Here is a 16,386-nt window from a genome sequence, read left to right on the forward strand (position 1 = left end):
CACCCTATCGGATGGCTTAATGCCCACTGCTGGCAGGTTGCTGCGCCAGCAGAGCCACATGCGTAAAGCCGCCTTCCGTAATCTGCCCCATAACCTGCATGACCTGCCCGTAATCAATATGGGCATCCCCACGTACAAAAATACGGTGGGATGGATCATTGTTGGAGGCAGCCTTCAACTGGGCCACAAGCTGATCTGCTGTAACGGGGTTGTCCCCCAGATACAGCGTGCCATCAGACTTGATGGAAACGGTAATGGGCTTGCTGTCTGAATTAACCGGGCGCGCATCTGTTTTGGGCAGATCAACATTCACACCGCTGGTCATCATTGGAGATGTCACCATAAAGATGATCAGCAGCACCAACATCACGTCCACCATGGGAGTGACGTTAATTTCGGCCATCGGACGCCTGCGGCGGCGTCCGCTTCCTCCCGACGGCATTGCCATATCTCAGGTCCTCTCTTCGGACTGGCGAGAAAGAATGGCAGCAAACTCGGTACCAAAACCTTCCAGACGATCCTGGAAAAGATCCATGCTGTTGCTGATGACGTTATACGCCACATAAGCTGGAATAGCCGTTAACAGGCCAATAGCCGTTGCAAACAGGGCTTCGGAAATGCCGGGGGCCACAACGCTGAGGTTTGTATTGTGTTCAGCCGCAATGGAGCTGAAGGAATGCATAATCCCCCATACCGTGCCAAACAGGCCAACAAACGGCGCAACAGGTGCAACCGTTGCCAGAAAGATTACCCAGCGGCGCAGGCGGTCCATTTCACGCGTGATGGTAATACCAATAGCGCGGTCAACACGCTCCTTAACGCCACCACGCACCAGATCCACACCGGGAATGCGGGCTGAGCGCCGCCATTCCCCCATAGCTGCGCCAAATACGGCAGACATTGGGTTGGTGGGCTTGGCGCCATCACTTTCATACAGATCATCAAGGCTACCACCAGACCAGAAGCGATCTTCAAACCCTGTGGCTTCACGATTGATGCGACGCAACGTGACAAACTTGTCCAAAATAATTGCCCATACCATCACGCTGCAAATCAGCAGCCCAAGCATGACAATTTTGACAACAAGCGAGGCGTGCATGAACAACGCCCATACTGACAAATCTCCCGCCGCATTTACGCCGAGATTTGCCGCATCAACCGCACGATCCAATAAAGCCTCCTGCCTCTGCACCCCTTACGGGCGATCTGTCTCCGACTCGGTCGAGACACATGCTTTGCCCGACGCTCCTGCTTCTTACTTGGTTCCTCAAAAAAGCAGAAGAGGCGCTTTCATCCCTTTGATGCCAATTTCTGCAACAAATCACGCCATAACGGCGGAAATCGGGCAGGACGGCCATCTGATACTTTCACGCAGGCCAGACCAACTTCAACCTGAGCGCATATATCGTCACCACGCGTGCAAAGCTGATCCAGCCGGCAACTGGCCGCTCTCAAGTCAATCAAACGGGTGGTAACTGTTACAATATCATCCAGTTTCAAGGGCATTTTGTAGGCAAGGCGGGCATCACGCACCACAAAAACGAGCCCATATTCTTCCTGCAAACTGGATGCTGGCATACCCAAGCTCCGAATCGCTTCGGTGCGCGCACGTTCTGCAAACGCAAGATACCGTGCATGGTAAACAATGCCGCCCGCATCTGTATCTTCGTAATAGATTCTGAAATCTATGGAGTGGGTGGTCATTCTTCCCCCTCATCCTCGCCTGCAAGAAAATCCATTTGCTGGTTGCCCCCCGTAGCCGAAGCCGGAGGAGTAAGCCCCAGATGCCGCCAGCCGCGTTCACCAAGAACACGACCGCGGGTGGTACGCAGAACAAGACCTTCCTGGATCAGGTAAGGTTCAATGACATCTTCCAATGTATCGCGCGATTCGGCCAGAGCTGCCGCCAGCGTTTCCACCCCGACAGGGCCACCATGATGATATTCGGCAATCCGGCGCAGATAGCGCCTATCCATGGCATCCAGCCCAAGTGCATCAACCTCTAGCCGCTTGAGAGCCGCATCCGCTACTTCCGTTTCTACAGGCACCCCGACAGGCACGGTTACAGATGCAAAATCCCGCACTCGGCGCAGCAACCGCCCGGCAATACGTGGCGTACCGCGTGAACGACGGGCAATTTCCATTGCGCCACCTTGCGTAAGGGCAAAATCCAGCTTTTCTGCCCCTCGTGCCACAATTTTACACAGTTCTTCCGGCGTATAAAAAACCAGCCGAAGGGGAATACCAAACCTGTCCCGCAATGGCGTGGCCAAAAGGCCTGCGCGCGTGGTAGCTGCCACAAGCGTAAAGGGCGGCAGATCAATACGGACAGACCGCGCAGCCGGGCCCTCACCAATAATCAGATCAAGCTGGAAATCTTCCATCGCAGGATAGAGAATTTCCTCAATAGCGGGCTGAAGGCGATGGATTTCATCAATAAACAGCACATCGCGAGGCTGTAAGTTGGTAAGAATTGCTGCCAGATCACCCGCACGCTGGATAACGGGGCCAGATGTGGCCCGAAAACCCACCCCCAGTTCGCGCGCAACAATCTGGGCCAAGGTTGTTTTACCCAACCCCGGCGGCCCATGCAGCAGAACATGATCTAAGGCATCACCACGCTGTTTGGCGGCCTTGATAAAGATGGAAAGATTTTCCCGACTGGCCTTCTGGCCTGTAAAATCATGCAGAGTTTGCGGGCGAAGTGTGGATTCGCCAACATCTTCCTCCCGCCGTGCTGCATCAATTTCCCGATCAGGCGTAAACTCCGCACTCATCGGGCAAGATCTTTCAGGCTGTCACGAATCACCATATCCAGTGTGGCAACAGCCCCGTGCGTATCCATCACTTTCCGCACCACAGGCGCCGCTTCTGCCCGACGGAAACCCAAGCCTGCCAGCGCCATAAGGGCATCTGCTTCTATGCTGCCCGCAGGGGTTGCCATGGCCGGAATAGTAATACCACCGCTCCCACCACCAGGCATTTTACCAGCTTTATCACGCAGTTCTGTCAGAATCCGCTCTGCCAACCTACCACCCACACCGGGTGCACGCGTAAGGCTGGCTTTATCGGATGTCATCAACGCGGCCACCAACTCTCCCGGTGAAAGGGTGGACAAGATACCAAGAGCAACCTTTGCCCCCACCCCTTGTACACTTGTAAGCAACCGGAACCATTCACGCTCTGCACTTTCCATAAAACCGTACAGAAGAATAGCATCTTCGCGCACAACGGTTTCTATCAGAAGCCGTGCTTTTTCTGGAGGATTGGGTAAGGCAGCCAAAGTGCGTGTAGATGCAGCAACAAGATAGCCAACACCGTTTACGTCTATAACGCAGCTTCCCAGATCAACTTGAATGACCAACCCGCATAAAAACGCAATCATGCCATTCTTACCCCGGCTGCAATATGACGTGCACTGGCACGATGATGCGCATGGCAGATAGCAACCGCCAGTGCATCCGAAGCATCTGCACGGACAATTTCTGCTCCGGGCAAAAGCCGCCGCACCATCATTTCTACCTGTTTTTTATCTGCTGATCCGGTACCAACAACCGATTTTTTAACAGAAAGTGCGCCGTATTCCGCCACACTTACCCCTACCAATGCGGGCACCAACAACGCCACGCCACGCGCATAACCCAGCTTAAGGGTGGCCGAACCATTACGGTTTACATAAGTTTCTTCAACCGCTGCTTCTGCCGGTTCCAACCTGTTTATCAGCATCAGCAGGTTGTCATGCAGCACCTTTAAACGGTCTGGCACGCTATCGGCACTATTGGTTGCAATAATGCCATTTTCAACATGCCGGAGCCGATTGCCCTCGACATCAATCACGCCCCACCCCGTAAATCGCAGGCCGGGATCAATGCCGAGCAGACGTACCATTATACTCTAGGCCGAAAGTTTTTCGGCCAGATCATCCGGCAGGTCAAAATTGGCGTACACATTCTGTACGTCATCATGATCTTCAAGCGTATCCAGTAGTTTGAACAGGCTACGCGCTTTATCTTCATCCAGCGTTACAGTGTTTTCCGGGCGCCAATCTAGCTTGGCGCTTTCTGGCTCACCAAAGCGCGCTTCCAGCGCATCCTTCACCGCAAAGAAGGATTCTACTTCACACGTCACTTCATGCGATGTTTCTGTAGAAACAACATTTTCTGCGCCAGCCTCAATAGCTGCTTCCAGCATTTCATCTTCAGAAGCTACAGACGCCGGATACGCAATCACGCCCAACCGGCGGAACATGAAGGAAACGGAATTGCTTTCCCCCATAGACCCGCCGTGTTTGGAGAAAGCAGCGCGCACATCAGATGCCGTACGATTGCGATTGTCGGTTAGGCCTTCAACAATAATCGCCACACCGGCAGGGCCGTACCCTTCGTAGCGCACTTCCACATAGTCATCACTACCTGCGGCACCAGATGCCTTTTTAATGGCGCGTTCGATCGTATCTTTAGGCATATTGACTTCACGCGCAGCCGAAATAGCTGCACGCAGGCGCGGGTTTGCTGCTGGATCAGGCAAGCCTGAACGCGTTGCCACCGTAAGTTCCCGAATAACCTTACCAAACTGCTTAGAGCGTTTTGCATCCTGCGCACCTTTACGGTGCATAATGTTCTTAAACTGGGAATGACCAGCCATCTTCCTTACCTTGTCGTCTGCAACAGTGCCGGGCGGGCTTTAGACAAGCCGCCCGTGACAATGCTTGTATTTCTGGCCCGAGCCACATGGGCAGGGCGCGTTACGAGGTGTCTCACCCCAGCTTGAAGGATCATCCGGCATAATGGCGCTACCACCGATAGGCGTAGCCATTTCCGGCGATGCACCGGGTGAAAGACCAGGCCCCGGTTCCGAGGCGTATCCCTGCACTTCCGGATCAGCATGGATTTCTGCCGTATCGGCAAACGGATCAACAGCCGCTGGCGGAGGCGTTACTTCCACCCGCGCCATCAGCCCAACCACACGCTGGCGCATTTCTTCCAACATGAATGTAAATAGCTGGAAAGCTTCGTGCTTATATTCGTTCAGCGGGTCTTTCTGGCCATAAGCACGCAAGCCAATGCCCTGCCGCAACTGATCCAGCGCATGCAGATGCTCTTTCCACACCGCATCATATGTTGTCAGCAAGATCTGCTTTTCAATAAAGCGCATTAAGTCTGGGCCGATATTGGCGGCTCGGGCAGCTTGCGCCTGTGTGGCAGCTTGGCTGATCCGATCCGCCACAGCCTCGGCGTCCATGCCGTCTTCCTTGGCCCAAGCTGCTATCGGCAGATCCAGACCGAAGGTTTTTTGCACATCTTCCGTCAGGCCAGCCACATCCCATTGTTCCGCAAAGGATTTTTCTGGGATACGGCGCGCTACCATCGCATCAATAACATCTTCCTGCGCTTCCGTCACAATGGAAGAGACATCCTCAGTCGCCATAAACTCACGGCGCTGAGCATACACTTCCTTGCGCTGGTCATTCATCACGTCATCATATTTGAGCGTGTTCTTGCGCATATCGAAGTTGCGGGCTTCGACTTTTCTTTGTGCCCGTTCCAGCGCCTTGCTCAACCATGGATGAACAATGGCCTCGCCTTCCTTCATGCCCATTTTCTGGAACATTCCGCTCATGCGGTCTGAACCGAAAATACGCATCAGGTCATCCTGAAGTGAGATAAAGAATTTGGAATTACCGGGATCACCCTGACGGCCAGCACGACCGCGTAGCTGGTTATCAATGCGCCGACTTTCATGCCGTTCCGTGCCAACAACATACAGGCCACCAGCCTGCTGCACGATATCATGATCTCGCGCAACGCGATCACGGATTTCTTTTTCAGCCGCATCACGCTCTGGGGAATCTTCCATTTCTCCCAAGGTTTGGGAGATCAGCATTTCCACATTGCCGCCGAGCTTAATATCCGTGCCACGGCCAGCCATATTGGTGGCAATGGTAATGGCACCCGGCGCACCTGCCTGCGCCACAATCTTGGCTTCCATCTCATGGAAACGGGCGTTCAACACGTGATGTGGGATAGCTTCGCTCTTCAGCAGATCTGAGAGCGCTTCACTTTTTTCAATGGACGTGGTGCCGACCAAAATCGGCTGGCCACGTTCGTGCACATCCCGAATGAGTTTAACAACAGCAGCAAACTTTTCCTGCTCTGTCAGATAAATCTCGTCGTCTTCATCCTTACGCGCAACCGGACGGTTGGTGGGAATAGCCACCACATCCAGATTGTAGATTTCTGCAAACTCATCCGCCTCTGTCATGGCGGTGCCGGTCATGCCGGAAAGCTTAGGATAAAGGCGGAAATAATTCTGGAAGGTAATGGAAGCCAGCGTCTGATTTTCCTGCTGAACCTCCACGTGTTCCTTGGCTTCCAACGCCTGATGCAAGCCATCGGAATACCGGCGGCCTTCCATCATACGGCCAGTGAATTCGTCAATAATCACCACTTTGCCATCACGCACGATGTAATCCACATCCCGCGAGAATAACGTATGCGCACGCAAAGACTGCTGAACATGATGCACCACAGCTACGTGCTGCAGATCGTAAAGGCCGCCTTCATCCAGCACACCTGCCTGACGCAGCAGATTTTCCACATGGTCAGAACCTGCATCCGTCAGAATAACAGTGCGGAACTTTTCATCTTTTTCAAAGGTAGTGGGGTCCTGCACAAGCTGGGCGACCACGGCATCTACTGCGCGATATAGATCTGAACTGTCTTCCGCCGGCCCGGAAATAATCAGGGGGGTACGGGCTTCATCAATCAGAATCGAATCCACTTCGTCCACAATGGCGTGGTAGAAGGGGCGCTGCACCATTTCGCCCAACTGGTACTTCATATTATCACGTAGATAATCGAAGCCGAATTCGTTGTTTGTGCCGTAGGTAATATCAGACGCATAAGCTTGGCGGCGCGCATCATCGGGCATATTGGGCACAATCACGCCCGTTGTCAGGCCCAGAAAACTGTAAAGCCGCCCCATCTCTGCCGCGTCACGCGCGGCAAGATAGTCGTTCACAGTCACAACATGCACGCCCTTGCCCGCTAGCGCGCTGAGATACACAGCCAGCGTGGCCACCAGGGTTTTACCTTCCCCGGTGCGCATTTCTGCAATTCGGCCAGAATGAAGCACCATGCCGCCAATCAACTGCACGTCAAAATGCCGCATCCCCAACACCCTGCGCGAGGCCTCACGGCACACAGCAAAGGCTTCGGGCAGCAGATCATCCAGACTTTCGCCTTTGGCGATCCGATCTCGGAATTCCTGCGTTTTGCCGGAAAGGGCGGTATCATCCAGCGCCTGTACCTGTGGTTCAAGCGCGTTGATCTCCGGCACCCGGCGTTGAAATATCTTAAGCGTCCGGTCGTTGGCGGTGCCGAACAGGGCGCGGACAAAGCGTGAAAGCATGAACACCTTTCCGGAACAATGCGGCCCCTTACCCCTGCACTACCCCAAATGGTAATGCAGCAAGGGACACTGGCATGGCTGGCTTGCCGTGCAAAATAGGACCGGGGCGGGTTGCGGTCAACCAACCGTACCGGTGGAAGCAGGATTGAAACAGGGGTTGCCGGGTGGAAAGCCCTCCTTCATACAGGATAAATAGGTTTTAATGGCTTTAAAGGTTTTAATACACATGCGGCTTATTCCCCACGCGTTTGGCCTGGCAGCAGCAGCTCTTTTTGCTACCACCACCCTTTGCACGCCCTCCTTTGCAGCAGACCCCGCTCCCGCAGCTTCGGCCACACCTGCAAAGCCAGCAGACCCCAACGCTGTGGTAGCCACCGTGAATGGTGAAAAAATCACGCTGTCTGATGTGCAGACGGCCATGATCTCTTTGCCACCGCAGATGCGCCAGCTTCCCCCGAACCTTATTTTCCCCATGCTGGTCAACCAGTTAGCAGATCAGAAAGCCATTCTGATTACGGCGCAGAAAGAAGGGTTGGACAAAAAGCCTGAAACCCAGCAGATGATGGTGAATGCTTCCAACACCGCATTGCAGAATGCGTGGTTGTCTGAGCAGGTTATGCCACACCTGAATGATGATGCCATTAAGCAGTATTATGATCAGAATTATGCAGGCAAGCCAGCCGAAAAAGAAGTGCATGCCCGCCATATTCTGGTGAAAACCGAAGCAGAAGCTAATGATGTTATCAAGAAGCTGAAGGCTGGTGCAGATTTTGGTAAATTGGCCGCAGAAGTTTCTACCGACAAGGGCAGCGCCCAGCAAAACGGTGGTGATCTGGGCTGGTTCAAGAAAACAGACATGATCCCGGCCTTCTCTGATGCTGCATTCGCCATGAAAAAAGGTGAAATCAGCAGCACTCCGGTAAAAAGCCAGTATGGCTACCATGTCATTCAGGTGCTGGACACACGCACAGATCCGGTTCCCACACTGGATTCTGTACGGGACAAAATCCGTCAGGCTCTTATCCAGAAATATGTACGTGAAGCTGTGGATAAAGCCACCAATCAGGTTAAAATCGTGCGTTTTGACCCCAATACCGGCAAGCCGCTGGCTGATGCACCAGCACCGGCTACCGCACCCAAGAAATAAAACCATTAAACCGCAAACCTCGCCCTTAGATATGCAGGGCGAGGTTTTTGCACAGATACCCTTTAAGGATACCGCCAGATGGCGCAGACAATCCCCGTTTCCCCCCTGGCCCTGCCAATGCCGGAACTTGGTGTTGTGCGTGGGATTCGCCTTGGCGCTATTGCAGCTGGTATTCGTTATAAAGGCCGCACAGATCTGGTTCTGGCTGAAATGGCCCCCGGCACCACAGTTGCGGGCGTATTTACCAAATCCAAATGCCCCGGCGCACCTGTAGATTGGTGCCGTGCTATTCTGCCCAAAGGGGAGGCCCGCGCATTGGTTGTAAATGCCGGGAACGCCAACGTATTTACTGGCCAAGCCGGACGCAAAACATGTGAAGCCACAGCAGAAGCCGCAGCCAAACTGGTAGGCTGTTCTGCCAAAAATGTTTATTTAGCTTCTACCGGTGTTATTGGGGAAATTCTGCCTGCTGAGCGCATCACCTCTGCGCTTCCAGCACTGCATACCGCCCTTTCAGAAAACGGGTGGGAAGATGCCGCACGCGGGATCATGACCACGGATACCTTCCCCAAAGTGGCCGTGCGCAAGGCCACACTCAAAGGCACGGAAGTTATTATTCAGGGTATCGCCAAAGGCAGTGGCATGATCGCGCCAGACATGGCCACCATGCTTGCCTTTGTTGCAACCGATGCAAAGCTGCCTGCATCTGTGCTGCAAACCCTACTGAGTACAGGTATCCAAAAAACCTTCAATTGCATTACGGTGGACTCGGACACCTCAACGTCTGACATGGTGCTGCTGTTTGCAACCGGGGCCGCGCAGAATCCTGATATTGCCGCCACCACAGATGCTCTAACAAACCCAGAACTAGCTGATTTCCGCACCGCGTTGAACGCCGTTCTGCATGATCTCGCCCTGCTGGTTATTCGGGATGGTGAGGGCATTACCAAGCTGATGAGCATTCAGGTCAGCGGCGCTGTATCCGATCAATCTGCATGGCGTGTTGCCATGGCTATTGGCAATTCCCCACTGGTAAAAACCGCCGTAGCAGGGGAAGATGCCAACTGGGGCCGCGTTGTGATGGCTGTTGGCAAATGTGGGGAACCCGCAGACCGCGATACGCTTTCTGTCTCTATTGGTGGTGTCTGCATTGCCCGTAATGGCACCGTTGTAGAGGGATATGACGAAACCCCCGTGGTGGCGCATATGAAAGGGCAGGAAATCGATATTGCAGTTGATCTTGGCCTTGGCACAGGCACCGCTCAGGCTTGGAGCTGCGATCTGACCCACGGCTATATTGATATCAACGGATCTTACCGCAGCTAAGCGCCACTATCTGCCCCAACTGTTTATTTACTTATCTTTCCTGCGGAGCAGGCCCTTATGTCCAATTCGGCACCGCCCCCCGGCTGGGGGGCTCCTTCTGGCGATTTTTATGGAATGCAGCCCGGCACGCCCGCTCCTGTATGGATTTACGCTGGCTTCTGGTGGCGGGTATGGGCCTTTCTGATTGATGGCATTATTCTTGGGGCCATAGAAACCGTTCTGGGGTTTTTTGTTGCACCCAACGTTACTGTCAATTGGCAGGAACTGCCCCTTGATGGCTCTGGGCAAAGCATGAATGTGGTGGATGTTGCCTCCTTCGTGCAACCTGAAAATATCTCCGTTCTTATTCCGCACATTCACACAGGGCCTTGGCCACTCGCCAGTCTGCTGCTCGCCCTTATTCCGGCAATCTATTACGTGTTATTTGAGGCATCTTCCCTCCGTGGCACACCCGGCAAACGGGTATGCCGGTTGGAAGTCGTCACACTTTCAGGCGGGCAGATCAGCTTGGCGCAGGCTATTCTGCGCTTTGTCATTAAGGCGTTTATTTCTTTCCCACTGCTGTATATCGGCGTCATTATGGTTGCGTTTACGCGGCGCAAGCAGGGGCTGCATGATCTTATAGCTGGCACATTGGTTATCCGGGCAGAAACACAGCAAGTTGCACCCTTCCAACCACACCGGTAGTTTATCCACTCCCTTCTGAACAACTACTATCAGCACGCATCATCTTGATACCGCCCAATTTGCCTCCTACCCTAGAGGCAGACTGGGCATGGCTGTTGCTTGCGTGCCCTTGGATATTTTTACCCGTTCAGCAAAGGATGCAGCGCCCCCATGGCGGCCAATAGTCCGGATCAGAGTCTATCCTTTTCACCCTCTCCGCCTCAGTCGCCTTCCTTGGCTGCATGGCTTTGTCGGCTTTTTTGCCTGTTTGCGTTGGGATTGGGGTTTCTTTTCCCTGTTACGCATGCGCGTGCGGATACGGCAGCAACTGTTCCTCAAACCACCGGTTTGACACAACAGGACGCGCAGCAGTTACTGAACGTTCTGAACGATCCGCAAAAGCGGGAAGATTTTTCCAAAACCCTTTCCCTTATGGCCAAGGGCTTACCTGCCGCCACACCTAAAGCGGCACCTGCCCCAGCGGCTGCCAAACCACAGGCAGATAACGCTGTTATAGACAGCGATGTCCATTCAGAATTGGATACTCTGCAAAGTTCGATCCATGGCTACCTGAACAATTTTACCAGTCTTTTTAAAGATTTGAGTATTGTTGGCCCGTGGTTCAAAAACGAAATCCGCAACCCGGCCTCTCGGCAGACCCTGATTGATGCATTTAGCCGTGCCCTGCTGATTATTGGCCTTGCTCTGGTTCTGGAACGCGCCACCAGCATTGCAATGCGCAAACCGCTGAACTCTGTAACGCAACATGCAGAAAACCGAGAAAAGCGGTTAGAAGCCTCTGCTGAATCTGCTGCCGCAGCTGATAGTAGCGATGCCGCAGCAGCAAATGATGCGAATACCACCCAAACGCGTGAAAATGACCAGCGGCGCGGCACCGAAGTTTTACGCTATTTAGTTCGCGTACCGTATAATGCACTGCACTTCCTTATCAAACTTCTGCCTGTTGGGGTATGCCTGCTTGTTGGTTATTTGGGCGCAGAATTTTTAACCACCACAGCGCAAGCTCATACTGTTTCTCTCACCCTTATTAACGCTTACGCCATTGCGCGTGGGCTATATCTGGTTGTGGAAACAACATTGGCACCCCGCTCCTACGCTATCCGTCTTATTCCTGCATCGGATGAAACGGCACGCCTGCTCACACGCTGGTGGAACGTGCTGGTGGCTGCCCCTTCCATTGTGATCTGCCTATCTACCTTGGGGAGTGAGTTTGATCTCAGCCCTCGCGGTGTAGATGCCATGCAACGTGCTGTGGTGCTGATCCAGCATCTAATTATTGCAGCCTTTATCTGGCGGCTCCGCCATATTGTGGCACGGGCCCTGCAACCCTCCCCCAACATGCGCAAAAATGCCCTCTGGGCTTTTGCCGGCACGCTGGCGCATGTGTGGTGGGTGCCCGTGATGTTCCTGGACATGGCGCTGTGGTTTGTCTGGGCCGCACATCTTAAAGGAGGCTATCAGTGGATCCTGCGCGGAACACTGTTGACCTTCCTCTGCCTGGTGCTTTCCCGCGTTATTGCCCTGTTGGCTTATGGTTTGCAGGATAAGCTATTCCGTATCAGCCCCACGTTGGAAGCCAGTTATCCGGGCATGCAAAAGCGCGCGGATTTCTATTACCCGTTCGTGCGCCGGATTATTACCATTGCCATTATTTTTATTACCGCCATCTGTCTGGCACAAAGCTGGAGCATTCCCAGCTTCCGCTTCTTCTTTAGTTCTGCGCTGGGTGAACGTCTGATTGGTGCCGCCATCTGCCTGCTTATCGGCATGACAGTTGCTGCTGTTGCATGGGAGGTCGTAAACGGCCTGCTGGAAAAACAGATTACCCGTTACACATCCAGCGCACAGGCTGCGCGCGCGGCACGCTTGCGCACTGTGCTGCCTATTATCCGTACCGTTTTGCTGGCCGTTATTATCATTTTTGTAACAGTCACCACGCTGTCTCAGATTGGTATTAACGTTACCCCCTTGCTCACAGGCGCTGGTATTTTGGGGGTTGGTCTTTCCTTTGGTTCACAGAGCCTGGTTAAAGACGTTATCACCGGCTTCTTCATGCTGGCAGAAGATGCCATTCAGGTAGGCGATTGGGTAACTACCGGCGGGATTGCTGGTATTGTTGAGCATCTTTCCATCCGTACATTGCGCGTACGCTCTGTGGATGGTGACTTGCATATCATCCCCTTCTCGTCCGTAACCTCCATTGCCAATACTGCCCGTGGGTTTAACCAGGTTATTGTGCATCAGACGGTGGATCTGACCGAAAGCAGCGAACGAGTTGCCAAGATCATGCAGGACACTGTTCAGGAAATGCGCAAGGAAGACGCTTACAAGAACATCATCTTGTCTGACTACGTTGATCTGGGTGTTGATAGTTCGGACGGAAACGGCGCTGTGCTGGTTGGCTCCATCAAAACCGCACCTATGATGAAGTGGAAAGTACAGCGCGAATTTTACCGCCGCATTGCAAACCGCATGGCTGCTCAGGGCGTAAAATTCTATACCCCAACATCCTACTCCACCACGCCGCCTGGCACCCCGGTCCATTTGGCAATGGATACAATGCCGCCAGAACTGCTTGAAAAAATTAACCAACGGGCAGCTCAGGTGCAGGAAGAAGCCAAATCTTCTGCTCCAGAAGCACCGCCTGCAGCAAAAGAACCACCACATGCCTGAAACAGGGTTGAACCTTTCAGGGGGGCAGCCCCTCTTGATTGTATTGAAAAACCGCTGGCGCAGGAGGGCTTCGCCTTCCTGCAAGCAGCAAGTATGCACCCCATCCTGCAAGGTTTTGGGTTAGCTGATTGGGACCAGTTTGCCGCAAGCTGGAATGATCTGGGGTGTGACCGGTATATGGCAGATGGTGGGCGCTATCGCCGCCGCCGCTATGCCACGTTCTCACTTTCTGATCAGGAAATCCTGCGTAAACCACATCAACCCCATTACCAGAGCCGTGATTACAATACGCTGAATGGGGGGATTGAACGTTGGTTTCAGCCGGTATTGCCAGAAATTGGTAAGAACCCGGCTTTACTGTCCATTCTAAAACTTATGCACCGGCTGGCCGTGGATATGACGCCAGCCAAACAGCGCCCTCCGGCATGGCATGCAGAAATTCATCAGTTCCGAATTGAAGCCAGTAAAGATGCTGCCGGGCAACCCACGCCGGAAGGTTTGCACCGAGATGGCGTGGACTGGGTATGTGTTGTGATGATCCGCAGAGAAAATATTGCTCGCGGAGAAACATCCATTCACGATCTCAACCGCCAACGCGTGGGGGGCTTTACGCTCACCAACCCGCTGGATACAGCTTTTGTAAATGATAGCCGTGTGTATCATGGGGTTACCCCCGTACAGGCCGTAAACCCTGCCTTACCGGCTTATCGTGATGTGCTTGTTGTGACGCTTCGCCACGAGTAAAATAAAAAGGCCGGGGAACCGGCCTTTTTGTTAATACCCTGCGTAATAAATAGCGTGCAGCCCCAAAGCCAGACAAGAAAATACAAAAAACATGGCACCAGCCATCTGGCAGCATTCTTTAAAAGAAATGGTATTGTAAGCAGAAACTGCAGAAGCAGAAGAAACCACACTATTTTGCTGTTCTGCTTCGCTCATACCTGTGCCCTTTTCGTTTTATGCAATGCTGATTTGTTCATAGCACTCATCTGGCTACGATTGTCTCTTTCGTCAAGGGCCATAGGGTTGCCCCATTCCCTAAAATGGGGTGGACGCCACCCCTGCCCGGGGTTCACATAAGAAGAAATTCATTTGGAGTTTCAGACTTGAAACAGATTGCTTCGGCCCTTCTTGCCACCAGCCTCCTTGCCTCCCCCGTGTTTGCCCAAACCCCAGAGAAACCGGCTACAACAGAAAAAGCTGCACCAGCCCAGCCTTATTCCATTGCAAGTTTTATGGGTAAGTGGGCCGTCACAATGGTTATGGAACCCATTACCATTATGGGTAACCGCGCTGTTGGCCCCGCAGCACGCTTAGTGGTTGTTGTACCGGACAACATTAGCAAAGTTGTAAAGCAAAACCACTTTGCCCTGGCGCGTAAATCCAACGAAGTATGGGAAGGACAGCAAGAAGACGTAACCGCTACGCTGACACGTCTTTCAGAAAATACAGCTCAATTGGTTCTGGTTCAAAAAGATGGGCATAAAATGGAGATCCCACTTTACCGCGATGACGGCTGATATCTGAATTTCCGCCACTTTCCCCGCCCAAAATATAATGGGCAGGGAAAGATTTATCGGCCTGAATTACTTTTCTTCTGCAGGATTCCAATTTTTCAGGAACTCCTGCAAATCGGCATCTGGCTTGCCAATTTTCACTTGCAACGTCACATACAGATTACCTGCTGGGCGGGCCCCGTGCGCCTGCACGCCTTTGCCACGAAGCCGCAATACGGTGCCCGTATCTGAACCTGCAGGCACATTCATCTTCACCGTGCCTGTTGGGGTTGGCACCATGATAGCCCCACCCAGCACAGCGGTTTTAAGATCTACATCCAGATTTTCCCGCAGATCATTCCCTTCCCGCGTATATGTGGGATCAGACATCACGGTAACGGTAATAAGCGCATCTCCGTCTGGGCCACCTTGCACACCGGGGGCACCTTTACGTGGGCCAGAACGCCGCGCCCGGCCACCCCCACCAAACATGCCTCCAAACAGATCGCTCAGATCTTCTTCTGTAAAGCCGCTTGCACCACCGGGGCCGCCACTATAGCGGAAGCCACCCGCACCCCCGCCAAAATCGTTAAACCCGCCTCCGCCGCCAAAACCGGGGTGCCGTTCCTGCCCGGCAGCATCAATTTCACCGCGATCAAAACGTGCGCGCTTTTCTGGATCAGACAGCAGATCATTGGCCTGATTAACGGCCTTGAATTGTTCTTCGGCCTTTTTATCATCAGGGTTCAGGTCGGGATGGTATTTTTTGGCTAATTTACGATAGGCCTTGCGCACATCATCTTGGCTGGCACTTTTAGAAATACCTAGCACGTCATACGGATCACGCACGCTCATGCGGCACCTCCCTGCTGAGCAGGGCGGGAATCGGAAAAATTATCCGTATCCAGCAAACTCATAAGCAGAGCAATCACAACATCACGGGAATACCCGGCCTGTTCTGCCTCTTTCACAAAAGCTTCCAGACGGGGTTTAAGATATGCCTCCGCCGTTAAATTGTTCATAAATCACTTTCTCCATATCCCTGAAGGCCGCATAAAAGAGCATGCGCGTGCCCACAGTTTTTTCATGACATTACTTATAATAATGGGAACGCTCAAAGGCACGGTCAATGGATGCCCGGCACCATATGAATAGCTGATACCCATATATCCCGCAGCCGCTAAAAGTAAGGCGTGGCATCTGGCGCTCATACTCTTTATAAAGCCCAGAATGTAAGATAACGGCATAAACACACTTTGCTAACGTTTATGCCGCAAACCAGAATGATGGAGAAACCGGCTATGGCTGACAAACCGCGCTTTTTTGATGATCTTGCCGGCGTGGCCGGTGGAGCTTTTTCCGCCCTTACAGGTGTGCGCGAAGAAATTAACGCTATTGTTCGCAGCCGTGTAGATGAAGTGTTGACTGGCCTACAGGTTGTGCGCCGTGAAGAATTTGAAGTGATGCGTGACCTAGCCGCCCAGGCGCGGATTGGGCAGGAAGAGGCCGAACGCCGCTTGGCTGCGTTGGAAGAACGCGTAACGGCTCTGGAACACAAGCTGGCCCATAACAACAACGATCATGGGCACCAGCACCACGGCTGAAGCCGCACTTCCCCTTAAATATTCTTTTCTGCCTTCCCGCAGG

18 protein-coding genes are annotated in these 16,386 nt (G+C 53.1%); 7 read left to right on the forward strand and 11 right to left on the reverse strand.

The window, feature by feature from the left end; translation table 11 throughout:
• Positions 1 to 16: 16 nt before the first annotated feature.
• The 8 genes from tolR to secA all read right to left on the reverse strand — a co-directional run bounded on the left by tolR (position 17) and on the right by secA (position 7,410).
• Complete coding sequence (gene tolR / locus DS739_RS12725) at positions 17 to 448, reverse strand: protein TolR (RefSeq protein WP_006115643.1); 432 nt, start codon at positions 446 to 448, stop codon at positions 17 to 19.
• A 3-nt stretch (positions 449 to 451) separates the two neighbouring features.
• Positions 452 to 1,192 carry a protein TolQ gene (gene tolQ, locus DS739_RS12730; RefSeq protein WP_006115644.1) on the reverse strand — a complete coding sequence of 247 codons (741 nt, stop codon included), beginning with the start codon at positions 1,190 to 1,192 and terminating at the stop codon, positions 452 to 454.
• 98 nt (positions 1,193 to 1,290) lie between these two features.
• Positions 1,291 to 1,704 (reverse strand): tol-pal system-associated acyl-CoA thioesterase, encoded by a 414-nt coding sequence (ybgC, locus tag DS739_RS12735; protein WP_006115645.1) that lies wholly within the window; start codon positions 1,702 to 1,704, stop codon positions 1,291 to 1,293.
• The gene (gene ruvB / locus DS739_RS12740) at positions 1,701 to 2,777 is read right to left on the reverse strand and encodes a Holliday junction branch migration DNA helicase RuvB (protein ID WP_006115646.1); all 1,077 of its coding nucleotides are present in this window, start codon (positions 2,775 to 2,777) and stop codon (positions 1,701 to 1,703) included. Before ruvB ends, ybgC begins: the two co-directional genes overlap by 4 nt.
• Positions 2,774 to 3,385 (reverse strand): Holliday junction branch migration protein RuvA, encoded by a 612-nt coding sequence (gene ruvA, locus DS739_RS12745; protein WP_006115647.1) that lies wholly within the window; start codon positions 3,383 to 3,385, stop codon positions 2,774 to 2,776. Before ruvA ends, ruvB begins: the two co-directional genes overlap by 4 nt.
• Positions 3,382 to 3,888: a crossover junction endodeoxyribonuclease RuvC gene (ruvC, locus tag DS739_RS12750; protein ID WP_006115648.1), complete on the reverse strand. Its 507-nt coding sequence runs from the start codon at positions 3,886 to 3,888 to the stop codon at positions 3,382 to 3,384. Before ruvC ends, ruvA begins: the two co-directional genes overlap by 4 nt.
• Before the next feature lie 6 nt (positions 3,889 to 3,894).
• Positions 3,895 to 4,644 (reverse strand): YebC/PmpR family DNA-binding transcriptional regulator, encoded by a 750-nt coding sequence (locus DS739_RS12755; protein WP_006115649.1) that lies wholly within the window; start codon positions 4,642 to 4,644, stop codon positions 3,895 to 3,897.
• Between the two features lie 39 nt (positions 4,645 to 4,683).
• Positions 4,684 to 7,410, reverse strand: a complete 2,727-nt coding sequence (gene secA / locus DS739_RS12760) for a preprotein translocase subunit SecA (RefSeq protein WP_035353030.1) — start codon at positions 7,408 to 7,410, stop codon at positions 4,684 to 4,686.
• A gap of 226 nt (positions 7,411 to 7,636) precedes the next feature.
• Between secA and DS739_RS12765 the strand changes: the two genes are divergently transcribed.
• The 5 genes from DS739_RS12765 (at position 7,637) to DS739_RS12785 (ending at position 13,987) form a co-directional block, all read left to right on the forward strand.
• Positions 7,637 to 8,557, forward strand: a complete 921-nt coding sequence (locus DS739_RS12765; RefSeq protein WP_035353130.1) for a peptidylprolyl isomerase — start codon at positions 7,637 to 7,639, stop codon at positions 8,555 to 8,557.
• A gap of 78 nt (positions 8,558 to 8,635) precedes the next feature.
• Positions 8,636 to 9,883: a bifunctional glutamate N-acetyltransferase/amino-acid acetyltransferase ArgJ gene (gene argJ / locus DS739_RS12770; protein WP_035353026.1), complete on the forward strand. Its 1,248-nt coding sequence runs from the start codon at positions 8,636 to 8,638 to the stop codon at positions 9,881 to 9,883.
• 57 nt (positions 9,884 to 9,940) lie between these two features.
• A complete protein-coding gene (locus DS739_RS12775; RefSeq protein WP_006115654.1) occupies positions 9,941 to 10,570 on the forward strand; it encodes an RDD family protein in 630 nt (209 codons plus the stop codon).
• Positions 10,571 to 10,720: 150 nt separating this feature from the next.
• A complete protein-coding gene (locus DS739_RS12780; RefSeq protein ID WP_039891599.1) occupies positions 10,721 to 13,243 on the forward strand; it encodes a mechanosensitive ion channel family protein in 2,523 nt (840 codons plus the stop codon).
• Positions 13,244 to 13,336: 93 nt separating this feature from the next.
• Positions 13,337 to 13,987 (forward strand): 2OG-Fe dioxygenase family protein, encoded by a 651-nt coding sequence (locus DS739_RS12785; protein WP_114012466.1) that lies wholly within the window; start codon positions 13,337 to 13,339, stop codon positions 13,985 to 13,987.
• 30 nt (positions 13,988 to 14,017) lie between these two features.
• Here the strand turns inward: DS739_RS12785 and DS739_RS14350 are convergent, their stop codons facing one another.
• Positions 14,018 to 14,182, reverse strand: a complete 165-nt coding sequence (locus DS739_RS14350) for a hypothetical protein (protein ID WP_006115656.1) — start codon at positions 14,180 to 14,182, stop codon at positions 14,018 to 14,020.
• Positions 14,183 to 14,349: 167 nt separating this feature from the next.
• Here DS739_RS14350 and DS739_RS12790 point away from each other — a divergent pair, with 167 nt between their 5' ends.
• The gene (locus DS739_RS12790) at positions 14,350 to 14,763 is read left to right on the forward strand and encodes a hypothetical protein (RefSeq protein ID WP_035353019.1); all 414 of its coding nucleotides are present in this window, start codon (positions 14,350 to 14,352) and stop codon (positions 14,761 to 14,763) included.
• 66 nt (positions 14,764 to 14,829) lie between these two features.
• Here DS739_RS12790 and DS739_RS12795 read toward each other — a convergent pair whose 3' ends face one another.
• Both DS739_RS12795 and DS739_RS14355 read right to left on the reverse strand, forming a co-directional pair.
• Positions 14,830 to 15,594, reverse strand: coding sequence for a DnaJ C-terminal domain-containing protein (locus DS739_RS12795; RefSeq protein WP_006115659.1), 765 nt, complete (start codon positions 15,592 to 15,594; stop codon positions 14,830 to 14,832).
• On the reverse strand, positions 15,591 to 15,761 hold the full coding sequence (locus tag DS739_RS14355) for a hypothetical protein (protein WP_162853384.1): 171 nt from the start codon (positions 15,759 to 15,761) through the stop codon (positions 15,591 to 15,593). Before DS739_RS14355 ends, DS739_RS12795 begins: the two co-directional genes overlap by 4 nt.
• A gap of 279 nt (positions 15,762 to 16,040) precedes the next feature.
• Between DS739_RS14355 and DS739_RS12800 the strand changes: the two genes are divergently transcribed.
• A complete protein-coding gene (locus DS739_RS12800) occupies positions 16,041 to 16,343 on the forward strand; it encodes an accessory factor UbiK family protein (RefSeq protein ID WP_035353127.1) in 303 nt (100 codons plus the stop codon).
• The last annotated feature ends 43 nt before the right edge of the window (positions 16,344 to 16,386 follow it).

Source organism: Acetobacter sp. JWB (assembly GCF_003323795.1).
In the GTDB taxonomy this organism is placed as follows: Bacteria; Pseudomonadota; Alphaproteobacteria; order Acetobacterales; family Acetobacteraceae; genus Acetobacter; species Acetobacter oryzifermentans.